General features: G+C 72.0%; 21 protein-coding genes. 9 read left to right on the plus strand and 12 right to left on the minus strand.

What is annotated here, in order from left to right; genetic code table 11:
• Positions 1 to 15 precede the first annotated feature (15 nt).
• Positions 16 to 687: a 1-acyl-sn-glycerol-3-phosphate acyltransferase gene (locus ACFYW1_RS33245; RefSeq protein ID WP_148833480.1), complete on the plus strand. Its 672-nt coding sequence runs from the start codon at positions 16 to 18 to the stop codon at positions 685 to 687.
• A 96-nt stretch (positions 688 to 783) separates the two neighbouring features.
• Here ACFYW1_RS33245 and ACFYW1_RS33250 read toward each other — a convergent pair whose 3' ends face one another.
• Positions 784 to 2,328, minus strand: coding sequence for an MFS transporter (locus ACFYW1_RS33250; RefSeq protein WP_389001757.1), 1,545 nt, complete (start codon positions 2,326 to 2,328; stop codon positions 784 to 786).
• On the minus strand, positions 2,325 to 2,876 hold the full coding sequence (locus tag ACFYW1_RS33255) for a TetR/AcrR family transcriptional regulator (RefSeq protein WP_389001760.1): 552 nt from the start codon (positions 2,874 to 2,876) through the stop codon (positions 2,325 to 2,327). The genes ACFYW1_RS33250 and ACFYW1_RS33255 overlap by 4 nt, the downstream gene beginning before the upstream one ends.
• 85 nt (positions 2,877 to 2,961) lie before the next feature.
• Between ACFYW1_RS33255 and ACFYW1_RS33260 the strand changes: the two genes are divergently transcribed.
• The gene (locus ACFYW1_RS33260; protein WP_389001763.1) at positions 2,962 to 3,501 is read left to right on the plus strand and encodes a hypothetical protein; all 540 of its coding nucleotides are present in this window, start codon (positions 2,962 to 2,964) and stop codon (positions 3,499 to 3,501) included.
• Positions 3,502 to 3,552: 51 nt separating this feature from the next.
• Here the strand turns inward: ACFYW1_RS33260 and ACFYW1_RS33265 are convergent, their stop codons facing one another.
• From ACFYW1_RS33265 to ACFYW1_RS33280, 4 genes are all read right to left on the minus strand, one after another.
• Positions 3,553 to 4,425, minus strand: coding sequence for a sigma-70 family RNA polymerase sigma factor (locus ACFYW1_RS33265; RefSeq protein WP_389001766.1), 873 nt, complete (start codon positions 4,423 to 4,425; stop codon positions 3,553 to 3,555).
• Positions 4,426 to 4,599: 174 nt separating this feature from the next.
• Positions 4,600 to 5,571: an aldo/keto reductase gene (locus tag ACFYW1_RS33270; protein ID WP_389001769.1), complete on the minus strand. Its 972-nt coding sequence runs from the start codon at positions 5,569 to 5,571 to the stop codon at positions 4,600 to 4,602.
• A gap of 166 nt (positions 5,572 to 5,737) precedes the next feature.
• Positions 5,738 to 7,171, minus strand: a complete 1,434-nt coding sequence (argH, locus tag ACFYW1_RS33275) for an argininosuccinate lyase (protein ID WP_389001772.1) — start codon at positions 7,169 to 7,171, stop codon at positions 5,738 to 5,740.
• A gap of 88 nt (positions 7,172 to 7,259) precedes the next feature.
• The gene (locus ACFYW1_RS33280) at positions 7,260 to 8,453 is read right to left on the minus strand and encodes an argininosuccinate synthase (RefSeq protein WP_389001776.1); all 1,194 of its coding nucleotides are present in this window, start codon (positions 8,451 to 8,453) and stop codon (positions 7,260 to 7,262) included.
• Between the two features lie 164 nt (positions 8,454 to 8,617).
• Here ACFYW1_RS33280 and ACFYW1_RS33285 point away from each other — a divergent pair, with 164 nt between their 5' ends.
• Both ACFYW1_RS33285 and ACFYW1_RS33290 read left to right on the plus strand, forming a co-directional pair.
• On the plus strand, positions 8,618 to 9,217 hold the full coding sequence (locus tag ACFYW1_RS33285; protein ID WP_389001779.1) for a pyridoxamine 5'-phosphate oxidase family protein: 600 nt from the start codon (positions 8,618 to 8,620) through the stop codon (positions 9,215 to 9,217).
• Between the two features lie 56 nt (positions 9,218 to 9,273).
• Positions 9,274 to 9,975 (plus strand): L,D-transpeptidase, encoded by a 702-nt coding sequence (locus ACFYW1_RS33290; protein WP_389001782.1) that lies wholly within the window; start codon positions 9,274 to 9,276, stop codon positions 9,973 to 9,975.
• Between the two features lie 70 nt (positions 9,976 to 10,045).
• Here ACFYW1_RS33290 and ACFYW1_RS33295 read toward each other — a convergent pair whose 3' ends face one another.
• Genes ACFYW1_RS33295 through argC form a run of 5 tightly spaced genes read right to left on the minus strand, consistent with a single transcriptional unit; the run spans position 10,046 to position 14,873 of the window.
• Positions 10,046 to 10,582 (minus strand): arginine repressor, encoded by a 537-nt coding sequence (locus tag ACFYW1_RS33295; RefSeq protein ID WP_148833497.1) that lies wholly within the window; start codon positions 10,580 to 10,582, stop codon positions 10,046 to 10,048.
• 10 nt (positions 10,583 to 10,592) lie between these two features.
• On the minus strand, positions 10,593 to 11,789 hold the full coding sequence (locus ACFYW1_RS33300) for an acetylornithine transaminase (RefSeq protein WP_389001785.1): 1,197 nt from the start codon (positions 11,787 to 11,789) through the stop codon (positions 10,593 to 10,595).
• The gene (gene argB / locus ACFYW1_RS33305; RefSeq protein ID WP_389001788.1) at positions 11,786 to 12,697 is read right to left on the minus strand and encodes an acetylglutamate kinase; all 912 of its coding nucleotides are present in this window, start codon (positions 12,695 to 12,697) and stop codon (positions 11,786 to 11,788) included. Before argB ends, ACFYW1_RS33300 begins: the two co-directional genes overlap by 4 nt.
• The gene (gene argJ / locus ACFYW1_RS33310; protein ID WP_389001791.1) at positions 12,694 to 13,848 is read right to left on the minus strand and encodes a bifunctional glutamate N-acetyltransferase/amino-acid acetyltransferase ArgJ; all 1,155 of its coding nucleotides are present in this window, start codon (positions 13,846 to 13,848) and stop codon (positions 12,694 to 12,696) included. The genes argB and argJ overlap by 4 nt, the downstream gene beginning before the upstream one ends.
• Positions 13,845 to 14,873, minus strand: coding sequence for an N-acetyl-gamma-glutamyl-phosphate reductase (argC, locus tag ACFYW1_RS33315; protein ID WP_389001795.1), 1,029 nt, complete (start codon positions 14,871 to 14,873; stop codon positions 13,845 to 13,847). The genes argJ and argC overlap by 4 nt, the downstream gene beginning before the upstream one ends.
• Positions 14,874 to 15,022: 149 nt before the next feature.
• Here argC and ACFYW1_RS33320 point away from each other — a divergent pair, with 149 nt between their 5' ends.
• The 5 genes from ACFYW1_RS33320 (at position 15,023) to ACFYW1_RS33340 (ending at position 17,624) form a co-directional block, all read left to right on the plus strand.
• Positions 15,023 to 15,628 (plus strand): dihydrofolate reductase family protein, encoded by a 606-nt coding sequence (locus tag ACFYW1_RS33320; RefSeq protein WP_389001798.1) that lies wholly within the window; start codon positions 15,023 to 15,025, stop codon positions 15,626 to 15,628.
• Between the two features lie 163 nt (positions 15,629 to 15,791).
• Positions 15,792 to 16,040 carry a helix-turn-helix transcriptional regulator gene (locus ACFYW1_RS33325; protein ID WP_389001801.1) on the plus strand — a complete coding sequence of 83 codons (249 nt, stop codon included), beginning with the start codon at positions 15,792 to 15,794 and terminating at the stop codon, positions 16,038 to 16,040.
• Positions 16,037 to 16,570: a hypothetical protein gene (locus tag ACFYW1_RS33330; RefSeq protein ID WP_389001804.1), complete on the plus strand. Its 534-nt coding sequence runs from the start codon at positions 16,037 to 16,039 to the stop codon at positions 16,568 to 16,570. The genes ACFYW1_RS33325 and ACFYW1_RS33330 overlap by 4 nt, the downstream gene beginning before the upstream one ends.
• A 102-nt stretch (positions 16,571 to 16,672) precedes the next feature.
• Positions 16,673 to 17,194, plus strand: coding sequence for an ATP-binding protein (locus ACFYW1_RS33335; protein ID WP_389001807.1), 522 nt, complete (start codon positions 16,673 to 16,675; stop codon positions 17,192 to 17,194).
• A 22-nt stretch (positions 17,195 to 17,216) separates the two neighbouring features.
• On the plus strand, positions 17,217 to 17,624 hold the full coding sequence (locus ACFYW1_RS33340; protein ID WP_389001810.1) for a hypothetical protein: 408 nt from the start codon (positions 17,217 to 17,219) through the stop codon (positions 17,622 to 17,624).
• A gap of 50 nt (positions 17,625 to 17,674) precedes the next feature.
• On the opposite strand, the gene ACFYW1_RS33345 is transcribed toward ACFYW1_RS33340, so the two are convergent.
• A complete protein-coding gene (locus ACFYW1_RS33345; RefSeq protein ID WP_389001813.1) occupies positions 17,675 to 18,553 on the minus strand; it encodes an SMI1/KNR4 family protein in 879 nt (292 codons plus the stop codon).
• Between the last annotated feature and the right edge of the window lie 56 nt (positions 18,554 to 18,609).

Here is an 18,609-nt window from a genome sequence, read left to right on the forward strand (position 1 = left end):
ACACCGGAGGAACCGTTGTCCCGACACGCACTCATCAAGGCAGTGCTCGGACCGATCTTGCGCCTGATGTTCCGCCCCCAGGTGGAGGGTGCCGAGAACATCCCCGGGGACGGTCCGGTGATCCTCGCGGGCAACCATCTGACCTTCATCGACTCGATGATCATGCCGATCTGCTGCGACCGGCCGGTGTTCTACATCGGCAAGGATGAGTACGTGACGGGCAAGGGCCTCAAGGGCCGGGCGATGGCCTGGTTCTTCACCGGCTGCGGCATGATCCCGGTGGACCGGGACGGCGGACGCGGCGGTGTCGCGGCGCTGATGACGGGCCGTCGGGTGCTGGAGGAGGGCAAGGCGTTCGCCATCTACCCGGAGGGCACCCGTTCCCCGGACGGCCGGCTGTACCGGGGCCGTACGGGCATCGCCCGGCTGACGCTGATGACGGGCGCGCCGGTGGTGCCGTTCGCGATGATCGGCACGGACAAGCTGCAGCCCGGCGGGGCCGGTCTGCCCCGCCCCGGCAAGGTGACGGTCCGGTTCGGCGAGCCGATGGAGTTCTCCCGCTACGAGGGCATGGACCGCGACCGCTACGTGCTGCGGGCGGTGACCGACTCCGTGATGGCCGAGGTGATGCGGCTGTCCGGCCAGGAGTACGTCGACATGTACGCCACGAAGGCCAAGGCCGCGTGAGCCGGGGCGCGCCGCGCCGTCCATGACGTGGGAAGGGCCCGTACCTCGGGGGTACGGGCCCTTCCGGGTTCCCGCGCGCCGGGCCGGCGGGCGCGGTCACTGATGGACGATGCCCTCCTCCAGCTTCTGGCCCCGCAGCAGGAACCAGGCGGCGACCGCCGTCGCCAGCAGGACCGCGGCGCCGACGCCCGCGGCGAGCCGCAGCCCGTCCACGAACGCCTCCTGTGCCGCGGCGAGCAGTTCCTGCCCCTGCTGGGCGGGCATCCCGTGGGTCGCCTCGACCGCGCCGCCCAGTGACTCGTGGGCGGCCGCGGCACGGTCGACCGGGACGCCCGCGGGCGATTCGAAGTTCTGGTAGACGCCGGTGACGATGGAGCCGAGCAGGGCGATGCCGAGGGCCGCGCCGAGTTCGTACGCCGTCTCCGAGACCGCTCCGGCGGAACCCGCCTGTTCCTTCGGAACGCTGGAGAGGATCACGTCGGAGGTGACGGTGAAGGCGAAACCCGCGCCGAGGCCGACCACCAGGAGCACCGCGCCGATCAGCGGGTACGCGGTCTGCTGGTGGATCAGGGTGACCGCGGCGAGCGCCAGGCCGACCGCCCCGAGGCCGCCGGTCACCACCGAGCGCACCGAGAAGCGCCGGGCCGCCCTTCCGGCGAGCAGGCCCGCGACGACCGCGCCGATGGCCGCCGGGAGTTCGGCGAGACCGGCCTCCAGCGGCCCGCGCCCCTGCACCAGCTGGAGGAACTGGGAGAGGAAGAAGACCAGTCCGGACAGACCGAGGATGGTCAGCAGGTCGGCCAGGACCGCGCCCGAGAAGCCCCGGTGGTGGAAGAGCCGCATGTCCAGCAGCGGCGACTGGAGGGTGAGCTGTCTGCGCACGAACCAGCAGAGCGCGGCCAGGCCGCCGATGCCCACGACGGCGATCTCCCAGCTCGGGCCGTGCGCCGCCAGTTCCTTGACGGCGTAGACGACGCCGATCATGCCGACGAAGGAGAGCGCGACGCTGCCCAGGTCCCAGGGGCCCGGGGCCGGGTTCTTCGACTCGGGGATCATCTTCGCGCCGACGATCACGAGGATCACCATGACGGGCAGGTTGATCAGGAAGACCGAGCCCCACCAGAAGTGCTCCAGCAGGAACCCGCCGACCACGGGTCCGACGGCCGCGCCCGCCGAGGCCATCGCACCCCAGATGCCGATGGCCAGGCTGCGCTCGCGCGGGTCGTGGAAGAGGTTCCGGATCAGGGCGAGCGTGGACGGCATGAGGGTGGCGCCCGCGACACCGAGCAGTGCCCGCGCCAGGATCATCATCTCGGGGGTGTGCGCGTAGGCGTTGAGCACGGAGACCGCGCCGAACGCGGTCGCGCCGCACAGCAGCAGCTTCTTGCGCCCGATGCGGTCGCCGAGGCTGCCCATGGAGACGAGGAGGCCGGCGATGACGAAGGAGTAGACGTCGCCGATCCACAGCAGCTGGGTGCCGGTCGGTTCGAGGTCCTCGGTGAGGAACGGGGTCGCCAGGCCGAGGACGGTGGCGTCGATCGCCACGAGCAACACGGCGAGGACGAGTACGGCCAGGGCGATCCACCGCCCGGGACGGTACAGCTCGTCCGAGTTCTTCACCCGTTGTTCGATACGGCTCATTGCTCCACGCTCCGGCGTGCGCCGCCGAGCAGCAACTCGGCGATCATGTACTGGAAGTCCTTGCTCGCGACCCGGCCCGTCTGGACGGTCCAGGCTCCGCTGGAGATCAGCCCGTAGAGGGCCTCGGTCAGCCAGGCGGGGGTGAGGTCGATCCGGAACTCGCCGCGCTCCTGGCCGCGCCGGAAGAAGGCGGCGACGCGGGCGTCGAGCCGGCTCCAGCCCTCGTTGACCTGTTCGCCCTCGAAGAGCTGGTTCTCGGTGACGAGGAAGGAGAGCAGTCCGGCGCCCGGTTCGACGGCCGCGATCAGTCGGCGCAGTGCCTCCTCCGAGGTCCCCTCGTCGAGCGCGGCGGCGTCCAGTGCCGCTTCGAACTCCTGGATGCCCAGCTCCTCCAGCGCCCTGACCAGTGCGTCCCGCCCGGCGAAGTGCCGGTGCAGGGTGGCGCGGCCGATGCCCGCGGCTCTGGCGACCTCGTCCATGGTGGCGGTCGATTTGCGGGTCAACAGGGCGGCGGCGCTGCGCAGCACCTGCTCACGGTCGAGAGTCATGAGACAACCATAGACCATTTGAGACACCAGTGTCTCACCGGAAAGGTGTCGCCCCCGGGCCCGGCACGGGAGGACCATGGCGTGCATGACGTATGCCGCCGGGAAGCCGCTCCTGCTGATCGACATCGACGGCCCGCTCAACCCCTACCTCGCGCTCGTGCGCCCCGGGGCGCCGGACGGATACACGAGGCACCCGATGCGGCCGACCGGGTGGGAGCAGGGGCCGCCGCTGCCGGTCCTGCTCAACCCGGAGCACGGGCGGGCCCTGCGGGCGCTGTCCGGCCGCTACGAACTGGTCTGGGCGACGACCTGGAAGGACGAGGCCAACCAGTGGGTCGGACCGCGCCTCGGGCTGCCCCCGCTGCCGTACATCGACTGGCCGGCGATGCACGGCACCGCTCCCGCCGGTACGTACTGGAAGACGCAGTACGTCGTGGAGTACGCGGCCGGTCGGCCGTTCGCCTGGATCGACGACGAAATCACCCCGCGGGACCGGGAGTGGGTCCTGGGGCACGGGGTCGCCGATGCGCTGCTGCGATGGGTCGATCCGGGGCTCGGACTGCTGCCGGACGACTTCACGGCGCTCGCCGCGTGGGCGGACGGCCGGGCCGGCGACGGGGGCTGAGCCCGTCGGGCGGGGCCGGTCACCGGGGCCCGGTGACCGGCGTGCCGCGGCTCAGGCGTCGAGGACCACCAGGTCCAGGCCGGGAAGACCGGCCGGGTCGTCGATCGCGAGCATTTCGACGACCCTCCCCCGCTCGACGGTGAAGACCAGGACCGAGAACTTCCCGCCGTCGAGGGACGAGAGGACCGCCGGCCGGTCGCCGACCATGGCCGGCTGCGACGACCGGGCGAACGGCGCGAACATCATCGCCCGGCGGGCCACCGTCTCGGCGCCCCGCACCAGGGACGGCGTACCGGTGAGGGACCGCACCACCACGTCCGGGTCGAGCACGGCCACGAGGGCGTCGAGGTCGCCGTCGCGGGCGGCGGCCAGGAAGGCGTCGACCACCTTCCGCCTGCGGGAGAGGCCGGGGTCCGCGACCGGCTCCGCGCCCCGTACCCGGCGGCGCGCCCGGCTGGCGAGCTGCCGGGCCGCGGCCGGGGTGCGGTCCACGACCGGGGCGATCTCGTCGAAGGGCACGGCGAACATGTCGTGCAGCACGAAGGCGAGCCGCTCGGCGGGGTCGAGCGTCTCCAGCACGACGAGCAGCGCGAGGCCGACCGAGTCGGCCAGCAGCGCCTGCTGCTCGGGGTCGGCCTCCGGCCGGTCGCCGGGGGTGCTCTCCTCGGGCGCCCCGGTCTCCAGGGGCGCCTCGGGCCGGGAGCGGCGGGAGCGGAGCATGTCCAGGCACACCCGCCCGACGACCGTGGTCAGCCAGCCGTCCAGGTTCTCGATCGTCCCGCCGTCGACACGGCCGAGCCTGATCCACGCCTCCTGGACGGCGTCCTCCGCCTCGCCCGTCGAGCCGAGCATCCGCTGGGCCACGGCCCTCAGCCGGGGCCGGTTCGCCTCGAAGCGCTCCGCCAGGAACTCGTGTCCGTCCACGGTCGTGTTTCCTCCGTCGTGTTCCGTCACCGCACCGACGGCCGGGTGGCCCGGTGCGCCGGCGGATCGTAGTCCGTCACCGTACTGACGGTTCGGACCGCACGGATGTGACGGGCGTTCCCGGCCGGGACGCGGGACTTCCGGGACACCTTCCGGGTTCCGCGTCCCGGCCGGTCAGCTCCACGGCAGCCCGGCACGGTGGCGCCAGTACGCCTCGGGCTCCTCCACCAGCGCGTCGAGCCGGGAGCGCAGCTCCTCGTCGAGGTCGACCACGGGCGCGTGCAGGTTCCCGGCGAGCTGGCCGACGGTCGCCGCGCCGGAGAGCACCACCCCGGCCCAGGGCTGGTGCAGCACGAACGCCAGGGCCACCGCGTCGCTGCCGACACCGGCCCCGGCGGCGATCTCCTGGAGCACCGCGGGGGCCTCCGTACCGGCGAGCCGCCCGTTGGCCACGGCCTCCTTGACGATCACGGTGAGCCCGGCGGCATGGGCCTCGGCGAGCGCGGCCCCGGCCGAGGTCTCCAGCGCGTTGTAGGTGGCCTGCACCGTACGGAAGAGCGGTTCGCCGTCCACGGTGACGGCGAGGGCGGCCCGGATCGCGTCGGCCTGGGCGGGTCCGCTGGTGCTCAGGCCGACACTGACCCCTTCGCCGGCCAGCGCGGCGAGCCGGGTGTGCAGTTCCCGGTCGGTCAGGGCCGGGCTGTCGGCGGTCACCGAGTGGATCTGGTAGAGGTCGAGGCGGTCGCCGAGCAGCGCGCCGGTCTCGGCCCGCTGGCGCAGGAACGTGGCGAGGCCGTGGTCCTTGACCTCGTGCTCCTCGGCCTCGACGCTCCAGTCGGCGGTGTAGGTGTAGCCCCATTTGCTGCCGACGACGACGTCGTCCGCCTCCGGGTGCGCCGTCAGCCAGTCGGCGAGGAACTCCTCCGACCGGCCGTAGGAGCGGGCCGCGTCGAAGTAGCGGACGCCCTGGGCGTAGGCGGCGTCGAGCAGTTCGTGGGTGCGTGCGCGCAGGGCCTCGACGCCGCGGTCCGCGGGCAGGTCCCGGTCGCGGTGGAGGTTGATGTAACCGGGCCTGCCGACCGCCGCCAGCCCGAACCCGATGTGGGCGGTCGGAGTCGTCGCTGCGGCCAGCCTGGCGAAAGGCATCGTGGGCTCCTCGTCGGTCGGGTGCTCTCCCCCGTCAACGTAACAACCCGGAGCGCGACAGGGGATGGACTCCCTGTCGCGCCCGGGGTCGTGCCCCGGCCCACGAGGACCGGCGGGCGGGGAGCGCGCGAACGCTCCCCGCCCCCGGCATCCGCCCCCGCGGCGGTCAGTTCCTCGCGGTGGCCCAGGCCTGCTGGGCCGCGAGGTCGGCCTTCACCTCGGCGAGCTGGACGGCCACGGCCGACGGGGCGGTGCCGCCTCGTCCGCTGCGGGAGGCCAGCGCACCGGCCACGTCGAGGACCGTGCGGACCTCGGGCGTGAGGTGTTCGGAGATCTTGGCGAACTGCTCGTCGGTCAGTTCGTCGAGTTCGATGCCGTGCTGCTCGCACTCCTTGACGCACTCGCCGGCCACCTCGTGCGCGACCCGGAACGGCACGCCCTGCTTGACCAGCCACTCGGCGACGTCGGTGGCGAGCGAGAAGCCCGCCGGGGCCAGCTCCTCCATCCGCTCGCGGTTGACGGTGAGGGTGGCCATCATTCCGGTGAAGGCGGGCAGCAGGACCTCCAGCTGGTCGCAGGAGTCGAAGACCGGCTCCTTGTCCTCCTGGAGGTCGCGGTTGTACGCGAGCGGGAGGGCCTTCAGCGTGGCCATCAGGCCGGTCAGGTTGCCGATCAGCCGGCCGGACTTGCCCCGGGCCAGCTCCGCGATGTCCGGGTTCTTCTTCTGCGGCATGATCGAGGAGCCGGTGGAGAAGGCGTCGTGCAGGGTGACGAAGGAGAACTCCTTCGTGTTCCAGATGATGACCTCCTCCGCGATCCGGGAGAGGTTCACCCCGATCATCGCGGTGACGAAGGCGAACTCGGCGACGAAGTCGCGGGAGGCCGTTCCGTCGATCGAGTTGCCCACGGAGCCGCGCTCGAAGCCGAGGTCGGCGGCGACCGCCTCCGGGTCCAGGCCGAGCGACGATCCGGCCAGGGCGCCGGAGCCGTACGGGGAGACCGCGGTCCGCTCGTCCCACTGGCGCAGCCGCTCGGCGTCCCGGGACAGGGCCTGCGCGTGGGCCAGGACGTGGTGGGCGAAGAGCACCGGCTGGGCGTGCTGGAGGTGCGTGCGGCCGGGCATCGCGACGTCGGGGTGCGCCTCGGCGAGGCCGACCAGGGCGCCCTGGAGCTCGGCGATCAGGCCGCCGATGATCCTGGCGTGGTCGCGCAGGTACATCCGGAAGAGCGTGGCGATCTGGTCGTTGCGGGACCGGCCCGCCCGCAGCTTGCCGCCGAGGTCCGGGCCGAGACGCTCCAGCAGTCCGCGCTCCAGCGCGGTGTGCACGTCCTCGTCGGCGATGGTGCCGGTGAACGAGCCGTCGGCGACGTCCGCCTCCAACTGGTCGAGGCCCTCGATCATGCGGCTCAGCTCGTCGTCGGTGAGCAGGCCCGCCTTGTTCAGGACGCGCGCGTGGGCGCGGGAGCCGGCGATGTCGTACGGCGCGAGCCGCCAGTCGAAGTGGACGGAGGCGGACAGCCTGGCCAGCGCCTCGGCCGGACCGTCGGCGAAGCGGGCGCCCCAGAGGCGTACGTCGCTGGTGCCGTTGCCGTTGCTCACTGCGTGCTCCTCGGAAGGACAAGGGGTGGATGTGCGACCGCCTCCCCGCACGGAGGGTCCGGGGAGGCGGTGACGTAACTGCTGGGGGTCAGGCCAGGTCACGCTTGGCGGCGATCTTCGTCGAGAGGCCGAAGATCTCGATGAAGCCCTGCGCCTTGGACTGGTCGAACGTGTCGCCCGAGTCGTAGGTGGCGAGGTTGAAGTCGTAGAGCGACTGCTCGGACCTGCGGCCGGTGACGACGGCGCGGCCCGCGTGCATGGTCATCCGGATGTCACCGGTGACGTGCTGGTTGGCCTCGTCGATGAAGCCGTCCAGGGCGCGCTTGAGCGGCGAGAACCACAGGCCGTCGTAGACCAGCTCGCCCCAGCGCTGCTCGACCTGCCGCTTGTAGCGGGCCAGCTCGCGCTCGACGGTGACGTTCTCCAGCTCCTGGTGGGCGGTGATCAGCGCGATCGCGCCCGGGGCCTCGTACACCTCGCGGGACTTGATGCCGACGAGCCGGTCCTCGACCATGTCGATCCGGCCGATGCCCTGGGCGCCGGCCCGCTGGTTGAGCTGCTGGATGGCCTGGAGGACGGTGACGGGCTTGCCGTCGATGGCCACCGGCACGCCCTCCTTGAAGGAGATGACGACCTCGTCGGCCTCGCGCGGGGTGGCGGGGTTCTCGGTGTACTCGTAGATGTCCTCGATCGGCGCGTTCCAGATGTCCTCCAGGAAGCCCGTCTCGACGGCGCGCCCGAAGACGTTCTGGTCGATGGAGTACGGGGACTTCTTGGTGGTCGCGATCGGGAGGTTCTTCTCCTCGCAGAAGGCGATCGCCTTGTCCCGGGTCATCGCGTAGTCGCGGACCGGGGCGATGCACTTCAGGTCGGGGCCGAGCGCGGAGATGCCGGCCTCGAAGCGGACCTGGTCGTTGCCCTTGCCGGTGCAGCCGTGGGCGACGATGCCGGCGTCGTGCTTGTTGGCGGCGGCGACGAGGTGCTTGACGATGGTCGGCCGGGAGAGGGCCGAGACCAGCGGGTAGCGGTCCATGTAGAGGGCGTTGGCCTTGATCGCGGGGAGGCAGTACTCCTCGGCGAACTCGTCCTTGGCGTCCGCGACCTCGGCCTCGACGGCACCGCAGGCGAGCGCGCGCTTGCGGATGACGTCCAGGTCCTCGCCGCCCTGGCCGACGTCCACGGCAACGGCGATGACCTCGGCGCCCGTCTCCTCGGCGATCCAGCCGATGGCGACGGAGGTGTCCAGGCCGCCCGAGTAGGCGAGTACGACGCGCTCGGTCACGGGTTTCTCCTTACGGTGCAATCACTGATGGGTATAACTATGCAGTCCTCCGTATGTTTTGTCAAAAGTGCGGGTGGGCGGCGTGCCGACAGGGCTCCCCCGCCCGCGTCCCGACCCCCGAAACGCCCCTGTCCACCGCGGAATCGGCGACGACAATGGCCCGCATGGGAAAAACGTACGAACGCATCGACGGACGGCTCAGGACCTTCATCGAGGAGCAGCGCATCTTCTTCACGGCGACCGCGCCCCTGGACGGCGAGGGCACGGTCAACCTCTCCCCCAAGGGGATCAGCGGCTCGTTCGCCGTCGTCGACGAGCTGACCGTGGCCTATCTGGACTTCGCCGGCAGCAACGCCGAGACCGTCGCCCACCTGCGCGAGAACGGCCGCATCACGCTGATGTGGTGCGCCTTCCAGGGCCCGCCGAACATCGTGCGGGTGCACGGCCGCGGCGAGCCGGTCTTCCGGGACGACCCCCGCTTCGGCCCGCTGCTCGCCCACTTCCCGGACGTGGACCCCGGCCTCCACGGACTGCGCGCGATCATCGTGGTGCGGGCCGAACTGATCCGGGACACCTGCGGCTACGGGGTGCCCTTCATGTCGTACGACGAGGACCGGCCACTGCACGCCCGGCGCTTCGCCCGGGAGGACGACGCCTCGCTCGGCGCCTACTTCGAGAAGAAGGAGCACATAGCGACCAGCATCGACGGGCTGCCCGGGCTGCCGCTCCCGCTGCCGGTCATGCCGCAGGAGGAGAAGGATTGAGCCGTACGGAGCAGATCCGGGGGTGAGGGCCGGGCGGAGCGTCTAACGTCCGGGGCATGCGCAGATCCGTGGTGACCGTGTCGGTACTGCTCGCGCTGGCGGGCTCGGTCGCGGCCCGGCCCGCCCCCGCGCCGACCCCTCCGGGACGGCTGGCCGACACCGGCGGCGGCACCCAGCTGATCACGGCCGAGGCGCCGGACGCGGGTTCCACCACGGGCACCGTCACCTGGTGGAACCTGCGCCGGGGCGTCTGGGTGAAGGCCGGCTCCGCACCGGCCCGCTTCGGCGCGAAGGGCCTGGCCGAGGGCGCCTCGCGCGAGCAGGGCACGAACACCACCCCCACCGGCCTGTACGACCTGCCGTACGCCTTCGGGACCAAAGCCGCACCGGCCGGCACCACCCACCCCTACCGGCGGATCAACGACCGGTCGTGGTGGTGTCAGGACAACGCGGCGCGGGACTACAACCGCTGGGTCGAGCCGCGCCCCGCGGACTGCCGGGCCGGCGAGGCGGAGCACCTGATCGCGTACCCGACGCAGTACGCCCGCGCGCTCGTCATCGGGTTCAACTACGAACGGCCGGTGCGCGGGCGCGGCGCCGGGATCTTCCTGCACGTCGACGGGCGCGGCGCGACCGCCGGCTGCGTCTCCGTACCGGCGTCCGCGATGGACCGGATCCTCGACTGGGTGAACCCGGCCCGCCGTCCGCACATCGCGATCGGGACCCGGTCGGGCCCGACCGCGATCACGCGCTACTGACGGTCCGGGATCCCGTCACGCGCCGCCGGCCGTCCCGGAGCCCCGGGCGGCCGGCGGACCCGGCCGGTTCTCAGCGTTCGTTCTGGGCCAGCCGCAGCAGGTGGTCGGCGAGCGCCTGGCCGCCCGCCGGGTCGCGGCTGATCAGCATCAGGGTGTCGTCGCCCGCGATGGTGCCGAGGATGTCGTGCAGTTCGGCCTGGTCGATGGCCGAGGCGAGGAACTGGGCCGCGCCCGGAGGGGTGCGCAGCACCACGAGGTTGGCCGAGGCCTCCGCCGAGATGAGCAGTTCGGCGGAGAGGCGCCGCATCCGCTCCTCCTTGGCGGAGCCGCCCAGCGGTGCCTGCGGGGTGCGGAAGCCGCCCTCGCTGGGAACCGCGTAGATCAGCTCGCCGCCGGTGTTGCGGATCTTCACCGCGCCCAGCTCGTCCAGGTCCCGGGAGAGCGTCGCCTGGGTGACGCTCAGCCCGTCGTCGGCCAGGAGCTTGGCCAGCTGGCTCTGCGAGCGCACCGGCTGCCGGTTCAGGATGTCCACGATCCGGCGGTGGCGCGCGGTGCGGGTCTGCGGCACGGCCGGTCCCCCGTGCTCGGTCTCCTGCGCCTCGGTCATCGTCGTCGCCTCATTCTCCGGATCGTCCGTCCCCTCTTGCCGCGTCGAGAACACCGGGCAGTGCCCGGAGGAACGCGTCCACCTCCGCGTCGCCGATGATCAGCGGCGGCATCAGCCGCAGGACATCGGGGGCGGGTGCGTTCACCAGGATTCCGGCTCTCTGAGCCGCCTGTTGCGCCTGGGGCGCAAGGGGCTCGGTGAGCACGATACCCAGCAGCAGCCCGGAGCCGCGGACATGGGAGACCAGCGGGTGGCCCAGACCCTCCACGGCCTCGCGGATCCTCTCGCCGAGCCGCTTCACCCGGTCCAGGGCACCGTCGGCCGCCAGGGTGTCCAGGACGGCGAGTCCGGCGGCGCAGGCGACCGGGTTGCCGCCGAACGTCGTGCCGTGCTGCCCCGGCCCCAGCAGCTCGGCCGCCGGGCCGAACGCGACGGTCGCGCCGATCGGCAGTCCGCCGCCCAGGCCCTTGGCGAGGGTGACGACATCGGGCTCGACGCCCTGGTGGGCCTGGTGCTCGAACCAGTGGCCGCAGCGGCCGATACCGGTCTGCACCTCGTCGAGCACGAGCAGGGTGCCGGTGGCCCGGGTGATCTCGCGGGCGGCCTCCAGGTAGCCGACGGGCGGCACGACCACCCCGTTCTCGCCCTGGATCGGCTCGATGATCACCAGCGCGGTGTCGGTGGTCACGGCCGCCCGGAGCGCCTCGGCGTCGCCGTACGGGACGTGCGTGACGTCACCGGGCAGGGGGAGGAAGGGGTCGCGCTTGGCGGGCTGGCCGGTCAGCGCGAGGGCGCCCATGGTCCGGCCGTGGAAGCCGCCGTCGGTGGCGACCATGTGCGTGCGCCCGGTCAGCCGGCCGATCTTGAAGGCGGCCTCGTTGGCCTCGGCGCCCGAGTTGGCGAAGTAGACCCGGCCGGTGCGGCCGAAGAGCTGGAGCAGCCGTTCGGCGAGCGCGACGGGCGGCTCGGCGACGAAGAGGTTGGAGACGTGGCCCAGCGAGGCGATCTGGGCGGAGACCGCCTCGACGACGGCGGGGTGGGCGTGGCCCAGCGCGTTCACCGCGATGCCGCCGACGAAGTCGAGGTACTCGGTGCCGTCGGCGTCCCACACCCTGGCCCCCTCGCCGCGCACCAGGGGCAGTTGGGGGGTGCCGTAGTTGTCCATCAGCGCGTCGTTCCAGCGCCGGACGAGCTCCTGGTTGCTCATGACTCCCCCTGCGCGGGCTGCGCGTCGGGCACGACCATCGTGCCGATTCCTTCGTCGGTGAAGATCTCCAGCAGGATCGAGTGCTGGACCCGGCCGTCGATGACGCGGGCGGTCTCGACGCCGTTGCGCACGGCGTGCAGGCAGCCCTGCATCTTGGGCACCATGCCGCTGGACAGCTCGGGCAGCAGCTTCTCCAGCTCGGTGGCGGTGAGGCGGCTGATCACGTCGTCGCTGTTGGGCCAGTCCTCGTAGAGGCCCTCGACGTCGGTGAGGACCATCAGCGTCTCGGCGTTCAGCGCGGCGGCGAGCGCGGCGGCCGCGGTGTCGGCGTTGACGTTGTAGACGTGGTCGTCGTCGGCGGAGCGGGCGATGGAGGAGACCACCGGGATCCGGCCGTCGTCCAGCAGCGCCTGGATCGCCCCGGTGTCGATGGCGGTGATCTCGCCGACCCGGCCGATGTCGACGAGTTCGCCGTCGATGGTCGGCCGGTGCTGGACGGCGGTGATCGTGCGGGCGTCCTCGCCGGTCATGCCGACGGCGAGCGGGCCGTGCTGGTTGAGCAGGCCGACGAGTTCGCGCTGGACCTGTCCGGCCAGCACCATCCGTACGACGTCCATCGCCTCGGGCGTGGTGACGCGCAGCCCCGCCTTGAACTCGCTGACCAGGCCCTGCTTGTCGAGCTGGGCGCTGATCTGCGGTCCGCCGCCGTGCACGACGACGGGCTTGAGGCCGGCCTGGCGCAGGAAGACGACGTCCTGGGCGAAGGCCGCCTTCAGCTCCTCGTCGACCATGGCGTTGCCGCCGAACTTGATGACGACGGTCTTGCCGTTGTGCCGGGTCAGCCAGGGCAGCGCCTCGATGAGGATCTGCGCCTTCGGGAGTGCGGTGTGCTTCCGCGCCGTGCTCATGAGCTGTACGCGCTGTTCTCGTGGACGTAGTCCGCGGTGAGGTCGTTGGCCCAGATGACGGCCGATTCGGTGCCGGCGGACAGGTCGGCGGTGATGGCGACCTCCCGGTAACGCATGTCGACCAGGTCGCGGTCCTCGCCGACGCTGCCGTTCTTGCAGACCCACACCCCGTTGATCGCGACGTTCAGCCGGTCGGGCTCGAAGGCGGCCTTCGTCGTACCGATCGCGGAGAGCACCCGGCCCCAGTTGGGGTCCTCGCCGTGGATGGCGCACTTGAGGAGGTTGTTGCGGGCGATGGAGCGGCCCACCTCGACGGCGTCGTCCTCGCTCGCGGCGTTGATGACCTCGATCCGGATGTCCTTGGAGGCGCCCTCGGCGTCCCCGATCAGCTGCCGGGCGAGGTCCGCGCAGACGGTCCGTACGGCCTCGGCGAACTCGTCCTGCTCCGGGGTGATCCCGCTCGCCCCGGAGGCCAGCAGCAGCACGGTGTCGTTGGTCGACATGCAGCCGTCGGAGTCGACCCGGTCGAAGGTGGTGCGGGTGGCGGCGCGCAGCGCGGAGTCGAGTCCGGCGGCGTCGACGTCGGCGTCAGTGGTGAGGACGACCAGCATGGTCGCGAGGCCGGGGGCGAGCATGCCCGCGCCCTTGGCCATGCCGCCGACGGTCCAGCCCTCGCCGCCCGCGACGGCGGTCTTGTGGACGGTGTCGGTGGTCTTGATCGCGATGGCGGCCTTCTCGCCGCCGTGCTCGCTGAGGGCGGCCGCGGCCTGCTCGATGCCGGGCAGCAGCTTGTCCATCGGGAGCAGGGTGCCGATCAGACCGGTCGAGGCGACCGCGATCTCGCCGGCGTCGTGGCCGGTGAGGACCTCGGCGGCCTTCTCGGCGGTGGCGTGGGTGTCCTGGAAGCCCCTCGGTCCGGTACAGGCGTTGGCGCCGCCGGAGTTGAGGACGACCGCGGTGACCTCGCCGCCCTTCAGCACCTGCTCCGACCACAGGACGGGGGCGGCCTTGACGCGGTTGGAGGTGAAGACGCCCGCGGCGGCGCGGCGCGGACCGCGGTTGACGACGAGGGCCAGGTCCGGGTTGCCGTTCTGCTTGATTCCCGCGGCGATGCCCGCCGCGGAGAACCCCTGTGCTGCCGTGACGCTCACGGTGCGACTCCGATCGTGGAAAGACCTGTGTCCTCGGGAAGTCCGAGGGCGATGTTCATGCTCTGCAGGGCACCGCCCGCGGTGCCCTTGGCGAGGTTGTCGATGGCGCTGATGACGATGATCCGGTCCGCCGCCTCGTCGTGGGCGACCTGGATCTGTACGGCGTTGGAACCCTGGACGGCCGCCGTCGCGGGCCACTGCCCCTCGGGGAGCAGGTCGACGAACGGCTCGTCGGCGAACGCCTTCTCGTACACGTCGCGGAGGGACCGGGCGCTCACCCCGGGCCTCGCCTTCGCGCTGCAGGTGGCGAGGATGCCGCGGGGCATCGGCGCCAGGGTCGGGGTGAAGGAGACCGTGACCCGTTCACCGGCCGCCGCGCTGAGGTTCTGGATCATCTCGGGGGTGTGCCGGTGTCCGCCGCCGACACCGTAGGGGGACATGTTGCCCATCACCTCGGAGCCGAGCAGGTGCGGCTTGGCCGCCTTGCCGGCCCCGGAGGTGCCGGACGCCGCGACGATCACGGCCTCGGGCTCGGCCAGCCGGGCCGCGTACGCCGGGAAGAGCGCGAGCGACACCGCGGTCGGGTAGCAGCCGGGCACCGCGATCCGCTTGGAACCGGCCAGCGCCGCGCGTCGGCCGGGGAGCTCGGGCAGCCCGTAGGGCCAGGTGCCGGCGTGCGGCGAACCGTAGAACTTCTCCCAGTCCGCGGCGTTCTCCAGCCGGAAGTCGGCGCCCATGTCCACGACGAGCACCTCGTCCCCGAGCTGCTCGGCGACGGCGGCGGACTGCCCGTGCGGCAGGGCGAGGAAGACCACGTCGTGCCCGGCGAGCACCTCGGGGGTGGTCGGCCGGAGCACCCGGTCGGCGAGCGGCCTCAGGTGCGGCTGGAGCGCGCCGAGCTTCTGTCCCGCGTTGGAGTTGGCGGTGAGTTCACCGATCTCGACCCCGGGGTGGACCAGCAGGAGGCGGAGCAGCTCCCCGCCGGCGTATCCGCTCGCCCCTGCCACCGCTGCACGTACCACCATCGAAAGCCTCCTCGTCGATGGCATGACTATACGCATCACTGCACTTTTATGCAAAGACTTGCGCGTCCCGCGCGGGGCCGGTGCGGAACCGATGAGTTTGCAGCTCCCGGCCGGTCCAAGCTCGTGACACCCGAGGAAAGGACACCGCCATGCCGGAGCTTCTCGTCGACTTCATCACTTCCCTCGACGGCTGCGCATCGGGAGAGGGGTGGCCCGGGTTCTGGGGTCTCGAGGGCCCGGAGTACCTCGCATGGCTCGGCGAGCAGCCCGGGGCCACCTACCTGATGGGAGCGAACACCTACCGCCTGATGTCGGGCTTCGCCGCGGGCCGGGTCCCGGACGGCCAGGACGAGTTCAGGCCCGAGGAGGAGGCGTCCGTCGACGAGCTCACCCGGGCTCCCAAGGTGGTGTTCTCCTCCTCGCTCAAGGAGCCGCTGACATGGGCCAACTCCACGCTCGTCCGCGACGACGCCGTCGAGGCGGTCCGCGCCATGAAGTCGAGCGGCTCGGGGCTCCTCAGCACGATCGGCAGCCTCGCCCTGTGCCGGTCCCTGCTGCGGGCCGGGCTCGTCGACCGCTTCCGGGTCGTGATGTTCCCGGTGATCACCGGGGCCACCGGCGAGGAACACATCTACGACGGCTATCCGGACGTCGCCCTCGAAATGATCGAGCACCGCACCTTCGACGGCCGCATCCAGCTGGTCGAGTACAAGCCCCGCGTGCTCGAACACCCGCCGCTCGGCACCCCCGACTGACGGCGCCCCGCCCGCCGGCCCGGACGACCACCGGTCCGGCGCGGGCGGGCAGCCGATGCCGGGCGCCCGGCCCGACCGGCCCCGGGAGCCGATCGGGCCTCCGGATCCACGGAAGTGCTGCACAACGTTGCAGCCGTCCCTCTGAATGTAGTACTTCTTATACATGAGCGAGCAGGTGCACAACAGACTGGCCGTGGTTCGTGCCGAGCGGAAGGTGTCACGCCAGCACCTGGCCGAGGCCGTGGGAGCGCACTACCAGACCATCGGCTACATCGAGCGGGGGCAGTACAACCCGAGCCTCGACCTGGCACTGAAGATCGCGAAGTTCTTCGGTCTGCCGGTGGAGGCGCTGTTCTCGCTCGAACCGTTCCGGCCGCTCACGGATGAGATCTACGGGAGGAAGACGTCATGACCACCACGCCGCTGACGCGCTACGACCGCAGGATGCTGCGGCTCATGAACGACCGCCGGGCCCAGCCGCTGTACGCCACGGCCGCCCGGCGACGCCTGGTCGTCGCCGCGCACGTGGTGCTGACCGCGGCCATCGGCGGATTCATGGCCCACCTCTACCTCGCGGAGGGGGAAACGGTCTCGGCCGTCGCCGTCATGGCGGTGCTGCTGCTGCCGTGGATGGTCGCGACCGGGGCGATCAACGCGGCCACCCGCGGCCTGCTCGAACTGCGCGAACGGGCGCTGGACGAGCGTCAGTCCGCCGAACGCGTCCGGGTGCAGGCCCGCGCCCACCGGACGATGACCCTCCTCCTGGTCGCGGCCGCGGCCGGTCTGCTGACCGCGGGCGCGATCGACGGCGACGCCCCCACCGCGTACGCGGCGCCGGTGCTCGTCGCGGTCCTCGTGGTGCACTGGCTGATGCCGTTGTGGGTGGCCGGTCTGACGGCCCGGGACGAACCGGCCGAGGACGACGGCCCCGTGGCCGTCTGACGGGTTCGCCGCGGCCGGCCGACGCCGAGGACCGATGGCTGACGGTCAATGGCTCGGAAGCGTCGGGCGGGTCCGGCCGGGGAGGAACTACCGTTGGGGCCCATGATCGTATGGCTCAACGGCACCCACGGCGCGGGCAAGACGACGACCAGTGCGCTCGTGCAACAGCTGATCCCGGACTCACGGGTGTTCGACGCCGAGAAGGTCGGCGAGACGCTCATGGACATCAGGCCGGCCCTTCCCTGGACGGGCAACTTCCAGCACTGGCCGCCGTGGCGGCCGCTCGTCGTCGAGACCGCCCGCCATGTGCTCGACTACACCGGCGGCACCCTGGTGGTCCCCATGACCGTCCTGGTCGAGGAGTACTGGCGCGAGATCGGCGCGGGCCTCGCCCGGCACTCCATCCCGGTGCGGCACTTCGTCCTCCACGCCGACCAGGGCACCCTCCGCGGGCGGATCGAGGGGGATACCGTCATGGGCCCCTCCACCTTCCGGCTCGACCACCTGGAGCCCTACGCCGAGGCGGCCCGCACCTGGCTGCACGCCGAGGCCGAGGTCGTCGACACCACGCACCTCACGCCCGAACAGGCCGCCCTGCGGATCGCCGAGGCGGTCAGGGGCTGAGCCGGGCCGGGAGAACACGGACGTGAGCCTTCACTACGAAGTGGTCTTCACCTGCTTCCTCCGGGACGGGACGCCCGAACCCGTCCTGGAGGCACTGCGGTGGCACACGGGCGCGAGCGAGGAGCGACCGCCGCACCTCGACGAGGACGAGCACCCGTACCAGTTGCTCGCCCCGGACCCGGACAGCCGGCTGCCGGGCGGGGAATTCGCGTCCCTGCGGTACCAGTCCCTCGGGAGCCAGGACGCCTGGGGCCTGTTCACCCGGAACCTCTGGCTGGACGACGACATCGGTGAACTCACCACGGTCATGGACCTGTTGGCGCCCCACGTCGAGGGCTCCGGATACGCCGGGTACCTGCGCGAGGAGTACGACACCGCGGTGTCGGTCCTCACCTTCGACGAAGGGGCCCGCAGCCCGGCGACGGGCTGACGCGGGGCCGCCGCGCGGCAGGGAGACCACGTACGTCGGCGCGGCGGGCCTCACCCGTCCTCGGTCGCGTCCCAGGACGGCAGGGGCGTTCCCGGCGCGCCCGTGATCCGGAGGACCTCGCATCCCATGAGCCGGGCGGCGGCGAAGAGGCGCCGACGGGCCCGCTCGCCGTCCTCGGGCGGGAAGTCGACCCGGATCTGGTGGGGGCAGGACAGGTCGTACGTGAGCAGCCAGTCGGTGTCGACGGTGGCGAAGTGGTCCTGCCCCATGCGGCCGTCCTCGGAGCGCCACGTGCCCCGGTCCGAGGTGGGGGCCAGCGCCTCGCGCAGCAGCCGCAGGCGTTCGGCGTGGGGCACGGAGCCCTCGGACAGGCGCAGGCAGCGGTGGACACGGGGACGGAAGGCGTTGAACCACGGTGCCAGGTCCGGCTCCATCTCCACGAGCAGCCGGGATTCGATCCGCCCGGCGGCCCAGCCCTCGATGAAGGCGGCCGCCCCCATGTCGTGGGTCTCGTACCGGCCCTCGCTGCACCACACCACCACGGGCCAGTCGTCGGGGTGCCCGACGGTCAGCCAGCACAGCCGGTCGGCGTCCATGGTCGTACCCCAGACCAGCAGCCCGCCGGGGGCCGGGTGCAGCGGGTACGGGTAGCTCTCGCGGTCCCGTTCGGCGACTCCCGTGAGACGGGCGCCCTGCCACTCGACGGTGTTGTGCTCGCTCGTGCCGAAGGGCGTGCGGAGGTAGAGGAAGTCGCAGAACTCCCCCCAGCCGTAGGTCCCGACCAGTCGCACGTAGTCGCCGGGCAGCCGGGTCCCGGCCGCCGCCTCCGCCGCGGCCCAGTCCCCGTGGGCGTCCACGGGAGCGGCCGGTGGCGCCACGAGCCGGACCAGCCGGTCGCAGGCGCCCGTGATGGTCTCCGGATCAGCCATGGGGCGCAGCGTAGACAGCGCGCCGCGCGGGGTTCGACGGGTTTTCGGGCCGGCGG

It is taken from the genome of Streptomyces sp. NPDC002669, from assembly GCF_042889165.1.
In the GTDB taxonomy this organism is placed as follows: domain Bacteria; phylum Actinomycetota; class Actinomycetes; order Streptomycetales; family Streptomycetaceae; genus Streptomyces.

Excerpts from the sequence above, each read along its gene's own strand:
- ACFYW1_RS33250 (WP_389001757.1), bottom strand. The coding sequence starts at position 2,328 with ATGAGCCGTATCGAACAACGGGTGAAGAACTCGGACGAGCTGTACCGT.
- ACFYW1_RS33255 (WP_389001760.1), bottom strand. The coding sequence starts at position 2,876 with ATGACTCTCGACCGTGAGCAGGTGCTGCGCAGCGCCGCCGCCCTGTTG.
- ACFYW1_RS33260 (WP_389001763.1), top strand. The coding sequence starts at position 2,962 with ATGACGTATGCCGCCGGGAAGCCGCTCCTGCTGATCGACATCGACGGC.
- ACFYW1_RS33270 (WP_389001769.1), bottom strand. The coding sequence starts at position 5,571 with ATGCCTTTCGCCAGGCTGGCCGCAGCGACGACTCCGACCGCCCACATC.
- ACFYW1_RS33285 (WP_389001779.1), top strand. The coding sequence starts at position 8,618 with ATGGGAAAAACGTACGAACGCATCGACGGACGGCTCAGGACCTTCATC.
- ACFYW1_RS33290 (WP_389001782.1), top strand. The coding sequence starts at position 9,274 with ATGCGCAGATCCGTGGTGACCGTGTCGGTACTGCTCGCGCTGGCGGGC.
- ACFYW1_RS33295 (WP_148833497.1), bottom strand. The coding sequence starts at position 10,582 with ATGACCGAGGCGCAGGAGACCGAGCACGGGGGACCGGCCGTGCCGCAG.
- ACFYW1_RS33300 (WP_389001785.1), bottom strand. The coding sequence starts at position 11,789 with ATGAGCAACCAGGAGCTCGTCCGGCGCTGGAACGACGCGCTGATGGAC.
- argB (WP_389001788.1), bottom strand. The coding sequence starts at position 12,697 with ATGAGCACGGCGCGGAAGCACACCGCACTCCCGAAGGCGCAGATCCTC.
- argC (WP_389001795.1), bottom strand. The coding sequence starts at position 14,873 with ATGGTGGTACGTGCAGCGGTGGCAGGGGCGAGCGGATACGCCGGCGGG.
- ACFYW1_RS33320 (WP_389001798.1), top strand. The coding sequence starts at position 15,023 with ATGCCGGAGCTTCTCGTCGACTTCATCACTTCCCTCGACGGCTGCGCA.
- ACFYW1_RS33325 (WP_389001801.1), top strand. The coding sequence starts at position 15,792 with ATGAGCGAGCAGGTGCACAACAGACTGGCCGTGGTTCGTGCCGAGCGG.
- ACFYW1_RS33330 (WP_389001804.1), top strand. The coding sequence starts at position 16,037 with ATGACCACCACGCCGCTGACGCGCTACGACCGCAGGATGCTGCGGCTC.
- ACFYW1_RS33335 (WP_389001807.1), top strand. The coding sequence starts at position 16,673 with ATGATCGTATGGCTCAACGGCACCCACGGCGCGGGCAAGACGACGACC.
- ACFYW1_RS33345 (WP_389001813.1), bottom strand. The coding sequence starts at position 18,553 with ATGGCTGATCCGGAGACCATCACGGGCGCCTGCGACCGGCTGGTCCGG.